Raw genomic sequence first — 13,568 nt, 5'->3', positions numbered from 1 at the left:
GGACGCGCAGGTGAAGATCCGCGGCTTCCGCATCGAGCCGGGCGAGATCGAGGCGATGCTGCGGGGCCACGAGCGCGTCAGCGACTGCGTGGTGATTGCGCGCGAGGACGTGCCGGGCGACCGGCGGCTGGTGGCGTACGTAGCCGGCGGCGCCCAGGCGGACGAGTTGCGGGAGCACCTGCGGGGGAGCCTGCCGGAGTACATGGTCCCGTCGGCGTTCGTGGTGCTGGACGCGCTGCCGCTGACGCCGAATGGAAAGCTGGACCGCAAGGCGCTTCCCGCGCCGGAGTACGCGGCCGGCGCGGACCGGTACGTGGCGCCGCGGACGCCGGCGGAGGAGGTGCTGGCGGGGATCTGGGCGGAGACGCTGCGCCTGGAGCGGGTGGGGGTGACGGAGAGCTTCTTTGAGCTGGGCGGCCATTCGCTGCTGGCCACGCGTGTGGTTTCGCGGATCCGCGAGGTGTTTGGCGTCGAGGTGCCGCTGCGGGCGCTGTTCGAAGGACCCACGGTGGCGGAGCTGGCCGGGCGCGTGGAGGAGATGCGCAGCGCGGAACTTCCGGTGCTCCCCCCGGTGGTGCCGGCCGGGCGCACGGGTGCGCTGCCGCTCTCCTTCGCGCAGGAGCGGCTGTGGTTCATCGACCGCCTGGAGCCGGGGAGCGCCGTCTACAACATGCCCGCGGCGCTGCGTCTGACGGGCGCGCTGGACGGGGCGGCGCTGGAGCGCGCGCTGGGCGAGATCGTGCGGCGCCACGAGGTGCTGCGGACGGTCTTTGGCCAGGTGAACGGCTCACCGGTGCAGGTAATCGTGCCCTTTGGCGGGTTCACCCTGCCGGTGGAGGACCTGTCGGGGCTTGGTGAGCTGGATCGCGAGGCGGCGGTCAGGGAGCGCGCCGGTGAGGAGGCGCGGCGGGCGTTCGACCTGGCCGCGGGACCGCTGTTCCGTGCGGCGCTGCTGCGGCTGGATACGGACGATCACGTGCTGCTGCTTTCCATGCACCACATCGTCAGTGACGGGTGGAGCATGGGGGTGCTGGACCGGGAGATGTGGACGCTGTACGAGGCGTACCGCGACGGGCGTGCGTCGCCGCTGCCGGAGCTGCCGGTGCAGTACGCCGACTACGCGGTGTGGCAGCGCGAGCAACTGGCGGGCGAAGCGCTGGATCGGCAGCTGGCGTACTGGCGGGAGCGGCTGGCGGGTGCGCCGGAGCTGCTGGAGCTGCCCACCGACCGTCCGCGCCCGGCGGTGCAGACGTACCGGGGCGCGTCGGTTCCGCTGGAGCTCTCCCTGGAGCTGCTGGAGCGGCTGCAGGCGCTGGGGCGCGGCGAGGGCGCGACGCTGTACATGACGCTGCTGGGCGCCTTTCAGGTGCTGCTTTCGAAGTACAGCGGTGGCGACGACATCGTCGTGGGCAGCCCGATCGCCGGGCGCACGCGCGGGGAGGTGGAGGGGCTGATCGGCTTCTTCATCAACACCCTGGTGTTGCGGACCGATCTCTCCGGAGACCCCAGCTTCCGCGAGACCCTGCGGCGCGTGCGCGAGGCCACGCTGGGCGCGTACGCGCACCAGGAGGTGCCCTTCGAAAAGCTGGTGGCCGAGCTGCAGCCGGAGCGGTCCTTGAGCCACTCGCCGCTCTTTCAGGTGATGTTCACCCTGCAGAACGTCGAAGGCGGTGAAGGCGGCGGAGGCGCGCTTCCCGGCCTGCAGGTCGGCGGCGTGGGCGCGGCGATGGAGATCGCCAAGTTCGATCTGTCCCTCACGTTCGTGGCGACCCCCCAGGGCCTGCTCGGCGGGCTGAATTACAGCACCGACCTTTTTGAGCGCGGCACGGTGGAGCGGATGCTGGGCCACCTGGCACGAGTGCTGGAGCAGGTCGCCGCCGACGCGGACGTGCGCCTCTCGCGCCTGGCGCTCACCGGGCCGGCGGAGCGCTCGATGGTGCTGGAGGAGTGGAACCGGACGGAGCGGCCGTACCCGCGCGGCGTCTGCATCCACGAGCTGTTCAACGCGCAGGTGCGGGAGCGGCCGGATGCCCTGGCGCTGGTCTGGGGCGACGTGCAGCTGACGTATCGCGAGCTGGACGCGCGGGCCAACCAGCTGGCGAATCACCTCGTGCGCCTGGGCGTGGGCCCGGATGCCCGCGTGGGCGTGCTGCTGGAACGGAGCGCGGAGCTGATCGTCTCCATTCTCGCGGTGCTCAAGGCGGGCGGCTGCTACGTGCCGCTGGACCCCGGCTATCCGGCCGAGCGGCTGCGCCTGATGCTGGCCGACAGCAGCGTTCGCGTGCTGCTCAGCCGCGGCGAGCTGGCGGGGGTGGTGGAGACCGGCGCTCTGGACGTCGTTCTCCTCGACCAGGCCGCCGGCTCGCTCGCGTCGGAACCGGTCGAGGCGCCGCGGAGTCGTGCGACGGCCGAGAACCTGGCGTACATCGTCTACACCAGCGGCAGCACGGGCAAGCCCAAGGGCGTGATGGTGGCGCACCGGCACGTCGTGCAGCTGGTGATGGAGACCGACTACGTGCGCTTCCGCCCGGGAGACCGCGTGGCGCAGGCGTCCAACGCCAGCTTCGACGCGCTGACGTTCGAGGCGTGGGGCGCGCTGATGAATGGCGCCACGCTGGTCGGTATCCCCCGTGACGTGCTCCTTTCGCCCCCCGCGCTTCGTGAGATGCTGCGCGAGGAGCGCATCACCACGCTCTATCAAACGACCGCGCTGCTGAACCAGCTGTCCCGCGAACAGCCGGACGTGTTCGCCCCGTTGCGCGACGTGCTCTTTGGCGGGCAGGCCGTAGACGCCGACAGCGTGCGGCGGTTGCTGAAGGCAGGCGGCCCCCAGCGCCTGCTGCACATGTACGGGCCCACCGAGACGACCGCCTGGTGCTCGTGGGAGCAGGTGGAGCAGGTGGCGGAGGACGCGCTGACGGTCTCCGTAGGGCGGGCCACGGGGAACCAGCGGATCTATCTCCTGGATACCGCGCTGAACCCGGTGCCGGTGGGCGTGCCCGGAGAAGCGTACGTGGGTGGCGACGGCGTGGTGCGCGGCTACCTGGACCGTCCGGGGCTGACGGCGGAGCGCTTTCTCCCCGACCCGTTCGCCGCCCAGCCGGGTGCGCGGATGTACCGCACCGGCGACCGGCTGCGGTGGAAGACGGACGGCAAGCTGGAGTTCATCGGCCGGGTGGACGAGCAGGTCAAGGTGCGCGGGTTCCGCATCGAGCCGGGCGAGATCGAGGCGGCGCTGACCGCCCACGCCGGCGTCCAGGAGGTGCGGGTGATCGTGCGCCAGGACCAGCCCGGCGAGCAGCGGCTGGTGGCGTACGTGGTGGGCCAGCCGGATGCGGACGCGCTGCGCGAGCACCTGCGGCAGTCGCTGCCCGAGTACATGGTGCCCAGCGCGTTCGTGGCGCTGGAGCGCATTCCGCTTACGCCCAACGGCAAGCTGGACGTAAAGGCGCTGCCGGCGCCGGAGCACGCGGCCGGCACCGACCGGTACGTGGCGCCCCGGACGCCGGCCGAGGAGGTGCTGGCGGGGATCTGGGGCGAGGTGCTGCGCCTGGAACGCGTGGGCGTGGAGGAAAGCTTCTTTGAGCTGGGCGGGCACTCGCTGCTGGCCACGCGGGTGGTTTCGCGGGTGCGCGAGGTGTTCGGTGTGGAGCTGCCGCTGCGCGCGATGTTCGAGGCACCCACGGTGGCCAGGCTGGCCGTGCGCGTAGAGGAGCTGCGCCGCGCGGAGCTGCCGATGCTGCCGCCGGTGGTGCCGGTTGGGCGCACGGCGCCGCTGCCGCTGTCGTTTGCGCAGGAGCGGCTGTGGTTCATCGACCGGCTGGAGCCGGGGAGCACCGTCTACAACATCCCCGTGGCGCGGCGCCTGGCGGGTGCGCTGGACGTGGCCGCGATGGAGCGCGCGCTGGGCGAGATCGTGCGGCGGCACGAGGCGCTGCGCACGGTCTTCCGCGAAGTGGATGGCGCTCCCGTGCAGGTGATTGCGCCGTTCGGTGGATTTACACTGCCGGTTGAGGACCTGTCGGGGCTGAGCGAGGCGGAGCGCGAGGCGGAGGTGACGCGCCGCGCCACCGACGAGGCGGCGGCGCTGCCGTTCGACCTTGTGGCGGGGCCGCTCTTTCGCGCGGCGCTGCTGCGGCTGGGCCAGGAAGACCACGTGCTGCTGCTGACGAGGCACCACATCGTCAGCGACGGGTGGAGCATGGAGGTGCTGGACCGGGAGCTGTCGGCACTGTACGCGGCGTACCGCGACGGGCGTGCGTCGCCGCTGCCGGAGCTGGCGGTGCAGTACGCCGACTACGCGGTGTGGCAGCGCGAGCAGCTGGCGGGCGAGGCGCTTGAGCGGCAGCTCGGCTACTGGCGTGAGCAGCTGAGGGGAGCCCCGGAGCTGCTGGAGCTGCCCACCGACCATCCCCGCCCGCCGGTGCAGACGTACCGGGGCGGGCACGAGCCGGTCGGGCTTTCCGGCGAGCTGATGGAGCGCCTGCGTGCGCTGGCGCAGAACGAGGGAGCCACGCTGTTCATGGTGGTGCTGGCCGCCTTCCAGGTGCTGCTGGGCAAGTACAGCGGCAGCGACGACGTGGTGGTGGGCAGTGCGATCGCGGGGCGGACGCGAAAGGAGATCGAGGAGCTGATCGGCTTCTTCGTCAACTCGCTGGTGCTGCGCACCGACCTCTCGGGAGACCCCAGCTTCCGCGAAACGCTGCGGCGGGTGCGCGAGGTCACGCTGGGCGCGTACGAGCACCAGGAGGTGCCCTTCGAAAAGCTGGTGGCGGAGCTTAGCCCGGAGCGCTCCCTGAGCCACTCGCCGCTCTTTCAGGTGATGTTCTCGCTGGAGAACGTGGAGGGCGGTGGAGACGCCCTCCATGAGCTGGACGTGAGCGGCGTGGGCGCGGAGCTGGGGGGCACCAAGTACGACCTTTCCCTGGGCGTGGTGGCGACCCCGCAGGGGCTGTGGGGCGGACTGACGTACCGCACGGACCTGTTCGAGCCGGGCACCGTCAAGCGCATGGTGCGGCACCTGGGACGCGTGCTGGAGCAGGCCGCCGAAGACGCGGACGTGCGCCTCTCGCGCCTGGCGCTCACCGGGCCGGCGGAGCGCTCGATGGTGCTGGAAGAGTGGAACCAGACGGAGCGTCCGTACCCGCGCGGCGTGTGCGTCCACGAGCTGTTCGACGCGCAGGTGCGGGAGCGGCCGGATGCCCTGGCGCTGGGCTGGGGCGACGTGCAGCTGACCTACCGCCAGCTGGACGCGCGCGCCAACCAGCTGGCGAACCACCTCGTCGGCCTGGGCGTGGGGCCCGATGCCCGCGTGGGCGTGCTGCTGGAACGCAGCGCGGAGCTGATCGTCTCCATCCTGGCCGTGCTCAAGGCGGGCGGCTGCTACGTGCCGCTGGACCCGTCGTATCCGGCCGAGCGGCTGCGGCTGATGCTCGCGGACAGCAGTGTTCGCGTGCTGCTCAGCCGCGGCGACCTGGCCTCGCTCGTCCCGGAGTCCGGCCTGGCCGTCGTCCAGCTGGACCAGGCGGCTGATGCCCTCGCGGCGGAGTCGGCGGAAGCGCCGCGGAGCGGTGCGACGGCGGAGAACCTGGCGTACATCGTCTACACCAGCGGCAGCACGGGCAAGCCCAAGGGCGTGATGGTGGCGCACCGGCACGTCGTCCAGCTGGTCATCGAGACCGACTACGTGCGGATCCGCCCGGGCGACCGCATCGCGCAGGCGTCCAACGCGAGCTTCGACGCGCTGACCTTCGAGGCGTGGGGCGCGCTGATGAACGGAGCCACGCTGGTGGGAATCCCCCGCGACGTGCTCCTTTCGCCCCCCGCGCTGTACCAGATGCTGCGCGACGAGCGCATCACCACGCTCTACCAGACGACCGCGCTGCTGAACCAGCTGTCGCGCGAGCAGCCGGACATCTTTGCTCCGCTGCGCGACGTGCTGTTCGGCGGCCAGGCGTCGGACGCGGACAGCGTGCGGCGGCTGCTGAAGGCGGGCGGCCCCCAGCGCCTGCTGCACATGTACGGGCCCACGGAAACCACCGCCTGGTGCTCGTGGGAACAGGTGGAACACGTCGCGTCGGACGCGCTGACGGTTTCCGTCGGGCGGGCCACGGGGAACCAGCGGATCTACCTCCTGGATGCCGCGCTGAACCCGATGCCCGTGGGCGTGCCGGGCGAGGCGTACGTGGGTGGCGACGGCGTGGTGCGCGGCTACCTGGACCGGCCGGGGCTGACGGCGGAGCGCTTCCTTCCCGACCCGTTCACCGCCCAGGCGGGCGCGCGGATGTACCGCACGGGCGACCGGCTGCGGTGGAAGGCGGACGGCAAGCTGGAGTTCATCGGCCGGGTGGACGAGCAGGTGAAGATCCGCGGCTTCCGCATCGAGCCGGGGGAGATCGAGGCGGCGCTGACCGCGCACGCCGGCGTCCACGAGGGCCGGGTGATCGTGCGCGAGGACGAGCCCGGCAAGCAGCGGCTGGTGGCGTACGTCGTGGGCCAGGCGGACGCGGACGCGCTGCGCGAGCACCTGCGGCGGTCGCTGCCGGAGTACATGGTGCCCGGCGCGTTCGTGGCGCTGCAGGCGCTGCCGCTGACACCCAACGGCAAGCTTGACGTAAAGGCGCTGCCGGCGCCGGAGCTGGCGTCGGCGGAAGAGCGGTACGTGGCGCCGCGGACGCCGGTGGAGGAAGTGCTGGCGGAGATCTGGGGCGAGGTGCTGCGCCTGGAGCGCGTGGGCGTGCACGACCACTTCTTTGACCTGGGCGGGCACTCGCTGCTCATCATGCGCCTGCTCGCCAAGATCCAGGCCACGTTCAATCAGGAAATCTCGATCCGCACCGTTTTCTCCATGCCTACGCTGGAAGCCATGGCGGGAGAGATCGAGCGCCGGATCTACGAAGACGTCGCGACCATGTCCGAATACGAGGCCGCTCAGCTGGCCGAGTCAAACCCCTTTGCAGGAGCCTGAGATGTCCTCGGATAAGACCGTCGAGCTTCCGCGCCCGGAGCTTTCTCCCGCCAAGCGCGCGCTCGTCGAAGCCATGCTCAGGGGAAAGGTCCGCGCGTCGGGCATCGTCCCCCGCGCCCAGCGCGACGGCGCTCCGCTTTCCTTTGCGCAGGAGCGGCTGTGGTTCATCGACCAGCTGGAGCCGGGGAGCGCCGTCTACAACATCCCCGCCGTGCTGGGCCTGATGGGTCCCATGGACCACGCGGCGCTGGAGCGCGCGCTGGGCGAGGTCGTCCGGCGGCACGAAGCGCTGCGCACCACCTTTCGCGAGGTGGACGGCGCTCCGGTGCAGGTGATTGCGCCGGCCGCCGGCTTTTCGCTGCCGGTGGAGGACCTGTCGGGGCTGCGCGAGGCGGAGCAGAAGGCGGAGGTAAAGCGGCGCGCCACCGAAGAGGCGGCGCAGCCGTTTGACCTGGCGGCGGGCCCGCTGTTCCGTGCGGTGCTGCTGCGGCTGGCCGACGATGACCACCTGCTGCTGCTGTCGATGCACCACATCGTCAGCGACGGGTGGAGCATGGAGGTGCTGCAGCGCGAACTGGGCGCGCTGTACGAGGCGTACCGCGAGGGGCGTGAATCGCCGCTGCGGCCTTTGCCGGTGCAGTACGCCGACTACGCGGTGTGGCAGCGCGAGTACCTGCGGGGCGACGTGCTGGAGCGGCAGCTTTCGTACTGGCGCGAGCGCCTGGCGGGAGCCCCCGAGCTGGTGGAGCTGCCCACCGACCATCCCCGCCCGGCCGTGCAGACGTTCCAGGGCGCCAGCGAGCGGGTGGAGATTCCCGGCGAAATGCTGGAGCGGCTGCGGACGCTGGGGCGCGGCGAGGGCGCCACGCTGTACATGGTGATGCTCGCCGCCTTTCAGGTGCTGCTGAGCAAGTACAGCGGCAGCGAGGACATCGTCGTGGGCACCCCCGTGGCGGGGCGGACGCGGGACGAGGTCGCGCGGCTGATCGGCTTTTTCGTCAACACGCTGGTGCTGCGCACCGACCTGGGCGGAGATCCCAGCTTTCGCGAGCTGCTGGGGCGGGTGCGCGAGGTGACGCTGGGGGCGTTCGAGCACCAGGAGCTTCCCTTCGAAAAGCTGGTGGCCGAGCTGCAGCCGGAGCGCTCCCTTAGCCACACGCCGCTCTTTCAGGTGTCGTTCACGCTGGACGACGTGGAAGAAGCGGGCGGCGGCGCGGCGGAGCCCGGCGCCGAAGAGGACGAGCCGGGCGCCGAAGCGGGCGAGTCGAACTTCGCGTTCGCCAAGTTCGACCTGGCGCTGGCCCTGGTGGCATCGGGAAAAAGCCTGGTGGGCGGGATGATCTACAGCACCGGCCTTTTTGAGCGCGGCACGATGGCGCGGATGGTCGGCCACCTGGCACGGGTGCTGGAGCAGGTCGTCGCGAACCCGGACGTGCGGCTTTCGCGGCTGGAGCTGCTGGCCCAGGCGGAGCGCGAGCGGGTGCTGGATGAGTGGAACCGGACGGAGGCGGAGTATCCCGCGGACGCCACCCTCCACACGCTGTTCCAGGCGCAGGCGGCGCGGACGCCCGTGGCGCTCGCGGCCACGCACGGCACCGAATCCGTCACCTACGCCGAGCTGAACGCGCGGGCCAACCGCCTGGCGCGGCACCTGGTGCGCCTGGGCGTGCAGCCCGAGGCGCGCGTGGGGATCGGCCTGGCGCGCGGCATCGAGATGCTGGTTTCCATGCTGGCCGTGCTCAAGGCCGGCGGTGCGTACGTGCCGCTGGACCCCGCCTATCCCGCCGAGCGCCTGGAGTTCACCGTGCGCGACGCGCGCGTGGGCGTGCTGCTGACGCAGGAGTCGCTGCGCGGCGTGCTCCCCGTGCCGGACGGCGTCCGCGTGGTCAGCGTCGACGCGGCGGAATCCGTGGGCGAGATCGCGCGGGAGAGCGCGGAGAACCTGGATCTGCACGTGTCGCCGCGTGGGCTGGGCTACCTGATCTACACGTCGGGGAGCACGGGCATTCCCAAGGGCGTGGCGATCGAGCACCGGAGCGCCGTCGTCCTGCTTTCGTGGGCCAGGGAGCTGCACACGGCCGAGGAGCTGGGGGGGATGCTGGCCTGCACCTCCATCTCCTTCGACCTGTCCGTCTACGAGCTGTTCCTGCCGCTCAGCCTGGGCGGGCGGGTGATCATCGTCGAGAACGCGCTGGCCCTGCCCTCCGCCCCGGCGGCGGACCAGGTGCGGCTGCTGAACACCGTCCCCTCCGCCGCGGCCGCGCTGCTCAAGGGCGGCGGGATCCCGTCCGGGGTGCGGACGGTGAACCTGGCCGGCGAGCCGCTGCGCACCGAGCTGGTGGACGCGCTCTATGCCCACGGCGTGGAGCGGGTGATCGACCTGTACGGCCCCTCCGAAGACACGACCTACAGCACCTTTACGCCGCGCGAGGCGGGCGCCCGCGCCACCATCGGCCGGCCGATCGCGAACACGCGGGCGTACGTGCTGGACGCGCGGATGCAGCCGGTGCCGGCGGTGGTGCCGGGCGAGCTGTACCTGGCCGGGCGCGGCCTGGCCCGCGGCTACCTGGGCCGTCCGTCGCTCACCGCCGAGCGCTTTGTCCCGGACCCGTTCGGGGCCGAAGCGGGCGGGCGGATGTACCGCACGGGCGACCGCGTGCGCTGGACGGCGGAGGGCGTGCTGGAGTACCTGGGCCGCCTGGACCACCAGGTCAAGGTGCGCGGCTTCCGCATCGAGCTGGGCGAGATCGAGGCGGTGCTGCGCCGGCACGAGAGCGTCGCCGACTGCGTGGTGATGGCGCGCGGGGATGGGGGCGAGCAGCGGCTGGTGGCGTACGTGGCGGGCGAGGTGGAGACGGATGCGCTGCGCGCGCACGTGCGGCGCAGCCTGCCGGAGTACATGGTCCCCTCCGCGTTCGTTTTGCTGGACGCGCTGCCGATGACGGCCAACGGCAAGCTGGACCGCAAGGCGCTGCCGGCGCCGGAGTACGCGGCCGACGCGGACCGGTACGTGGCGCCGCGCACGCCCATGGAGGAGGTGCTGGCGGGGATCTGGGCCGAGGTGCTGCGGATCGAGCGGGTGGGGGTGGAGGCGAGCTTCTTCGAGCTGGGCGGGCACTCGCTGCTGGCCACGCGGGTGGTTTCGCGCATCCGCGAGGTGCTGGGGGTAGAGGTGCCGCTGCGGGCGCTGTTCGAGGGGCCCACGGTGGCGGAGCTGGCCGGGCGCGTGGAGGACATCCGCAGCGCGGGCGAGGGTGACGCCCTCCCGCCGCTGGTTCCCGTGGCCAGGGAAGCGCCGCTGCCGCTCTCCTTTGCGCAGGAGCGGCTGTGGTTCCTGCACCAGATGGAGCCCGAGGACGTGGGCTACAACATGCACCGGTCCAGCCGGCTGCGGGGGGGCTTCGACGCGTCAGCGCTGGAGCGGGCGCTGACCGAGCTGGTGCGCCGCCACGAGACGCTGCGCACCACGTTCCACCCGGCGGAGCAGGGCGCCGTGCAGGTGGTGCACCCCGCCGCGCCCGCGCAGCTGCCCGTGGTGGACCTTACCGGGCTGGCGCCGCAAGACCGCGAGCAGGAGGCCAGCCGTCTGGAGCGGGAGGAGGTGGAGCGCCCCTTCGACCTGGAGCGCGGCCCGCTGCTGCGCGTGACGCTGCTGCGCCTGTCCGGCGACGATCACGTGCTGCTGCTGACCGTGCACCACATCGTCAGCGACGGGTGGAGCCTGGGCATCCTGTTCCGCGAGCTGTTCACCCTCTACGAAGGGTTCTCGCGCTCCTCGGGCCAGGCACAGCCGGCATCGCCGCTGCCGCCGCTGCCGGTGCAGTACGCCGACTTCGCGGTGTGGCAGCGCGGCTGGCTGCAGGGCGACGTGCTGCAGCGGCAGCTGGACTGGTGGCGCGAGCGGCTGGGCGGCGCGCCCCCCGCGCTGGAGCTGCCCACCGACCGTCCGCGCCCGGCGGTGGCCAGCTCGCGCGGCGCCTCGCTCATGTTCCTGGTCCCCGCCGACGTTGCGCGCGGGCTGCACGCCCTGGCCCGGCGCGAGGGGGCCACGCTCTACATGGTGACGCACGCCGTTCTGGACCTGCTGCTCTCGCGCTGGTCGGGGCAGGACGACCTGGTCGTGGGCTCGCCGATCGCGGGCCGCACGCAGATGGGGACGGAGGGGCTGATCGGCTTCTTCGTCAACACGCTTACGCTGCGCGTCGACCTGTCCGGCGACCCGTCGTTCCAGGAGCTCGTGCGCCGCGTGCGGGAGACGGCGCTGGGGGCCTACGCCCACCAGGAGCTGCCCTTCGAGCGGCTGGTGGAGGAGGTCGCTCCCGAGCGCGGCCTGTCGCACACGCCGTTGTTCCAGGTGATGTTCCAGCTCCAGAACATGGACGCCGGTGCCGGCGCCGCGGGCAGGGGCGAGGGCGGGGGCGGCGAGGGGCGGGATGGGGACGGCGAGGTGCGGCTGGAGGGGTTCGGGGGTGAGATCCGCACGGTGCGCTTCGACCTGGAGGTGGACCTTCAGGAGGTGGGCGACGAGCTGCTGGGGAACGTGCGCTTCCGCACCGACCTGTTCGACGTCGGCACCATGGAGCGGTTCGTCACGCACTACCAGACCCTTCTGGGCGCCGCCGCGGTGGCGCCGGAGGAGCGTCTGTCGCGCCTGGCGATCCTTCCGGACGACGAGGCGCGGACGCTCCTGGCGTACGGCAGCGGCCCGGCCCGCCAGGACGCGGGCGACGTGCCGGTGCACCTGCTCTTCGCGGAGCAGGCGGCCCGCACGCCCAACGCGCCCGCCCTACGGTTCCAGGACCAGTCGCTCACCTACGCGCAGCTGGATGCGCGCGCCGAGCGCCTTGCGCGGCGGCTGCGCGTCCAGGCCGCGCCGGGGGCGACGATCGGCGTCTGCCTGGAGCGCGGTCCGGAGGCGGTGGTCGCGCTGCTGGCGATCTGGAAGATGGCCGGCGTGTACCTGCCGATGGACCCGGCGCACCCGGTGGATCGTCTCGCCTTCCTTCTGCAGGACTCCGGGACCCAGCTCGTCGTTTCCGACCTGCCGCTGGCCAGCGCGCTCGTGGCGCGCGAGACGGACGTCCTTCTGCTCGACCCCCGCGCGGAGGGCGACGTGTCCGGCGCAGACGCCGAGCTTCGCGCCGCGGGTGCGGACGACCTGGCGTACCTGATCTACACGTCGGGCTCCACGGGCACGCCCAAGGCGGTGATGGTGGAGCACGGGCAGCTCACCCACACCCTGCTTGCCACCCTCGACACGCTCGGCTTCGCCGCCGGCGACGTGGTGGCGGCGCTGGCGTCCACCTCGTTCGACATCTCGCTGCTGGAGCTGATCACGCCGCTGCTGGCCGGCGGCGCGGTGCGCGTCGTTCCGCAGAGCGTTGCGCGCGACCCGGAAACGCTGGTGGAGACGGTGCGGGACGTGACGGTGCTGCACGCCGTGCCCGCGCTGATGCGGCAGGTGGTGGAGGTGGTGCGGGGCGGGGCCGTGCTTCCCTCGCTGCGGCTCCTGCTGGTGGGTGGCGACTCGGTGCCGCCGGACCTGCTGGAGGACATGCGCGAACTGCTCCCCGCGGCGGAGACGCGGGTCCTGTACGGTCCGACGGAAGCGACGATCATCTGCGCCACCTACGCCGTGCCCGCGGAAGGCGCGGTCGTCGGCCATCCGCTGGGTCGGCCGCTGGCGAACGTGCGCCTGGCCGTGCGCGGCCCGCGCGGCGAGATGGCGCCGCTCGGGGTCCCGGGCGAGGTCTGGATCTCCGGTGGCGGTGTCGCCCGCGGCTATCTGGGGCGTCCGGAGCTGAACGCCGAGAAGTTCGTCGGCGCCGGGGCGGAGCGGGCCTACCGCACGGGCGACCGCGCGCGCTGGCGTGCGGACGGCGTGCTGGAGTTCCTGGGACGCGCGGACGAGCAGGTCAAGGTGCGCGGCTTCCGCATCGAGCCGGGCGAGGTGGAGGCCGTCCTGCGCGAGCAGCCCGGCGTCCGTGAGGCCGTGGTCCTGGCGCGGGAGGACGCGCCCGGTGACCGGCGGCTGGTCGCCTACGTCGTCCCCGGCGCGGACGAGGTCGTCGAGGTCGACGCCGCCGCGGGCAAGGAGCAGGTGTCGGAGTGGGAAACGCTCTTCGACGACACCTACGCGCAGGAAGAGGGCGAAGATCCCACGCTGGCGCTGAAGGGATGGAACAGCAGCTACACCGGCGAGCCGATCCCGCGCGAAGAGATGCGCGGCTGGGTCGAGGACACGGTTGCTCGCATCCTGGCGCTGCGCCCGGAGCGGGTGCTGGAAGTCGGCGCGGGAACGGGTCTGCTTCTGTTCCGCGTGGCGCCGCACACGCAGGCGTACGTGGGCACCGACTTCTCCGCCGTGGCGCTGGAGCACATCCGCCGCAATGCTGGGAGCTTGCCGCAGGTCTCCCTCGCCCAGCGCGAGGGCGATCAGCTGGGCGACTACGCGGGTGCAGGGTTCGACGTGGTGATCGTCAACTCCGTCGCGCAGTACTTCCCGGACCTGGATTACCTGCTGCGCGTGCTGGACGGTGCCGCGGCGGCGCTGCGGCCGGGCGGGCGCATCTTCCTGGGCGACGTGCGCAGCCTGCCGCTG

Annotated in this window: 2 protein-coding genes; both read left to right on the top strand. The window is 72.2% G+C overall.

Going from position 1 to position 13,568, the window contains the following annotated elements:
• Positions 1 to 10: 10 nt before the first annotated feature.
• The gene (locus ACOJUJ_RS30415) at positions 11 to 6,967 is read left to right on the top strand and encodes an amino acid adenylation domain-containing protein (protein WP_420130689.1); all 6,957 of its coding nucleotides are present in this window, start codon (positions 11 to 13) and stop codon (positions 6,965 to 6,967) included.
• A gap of 1 nt (position 6,968) precedes the next feature.
• Positions 6,969 to 13,568 (top strand): amino acid adenylation domain-containing protein (locus ACOJUJ_RS30410; protein ID WP_420130688.1); only part of this gene is annotated, 6,600 nt, incomplete at its 3' end.

Origin of the sequence: Longimicrobium sp. (assembly GCF_048594345.1) — a bacterium.
Taxonomy (GTDB): domain Bacteria; phylum Gemmatimonadota; class Gemmatimonadetes; order Longimicrobiales; family Longimicrobiaceae; genus Longimicrobium.
Note: the sequence above shows the minus strand (reverse complement) of the source record. Positions and strands in the feature narration are given on the sequence as shown.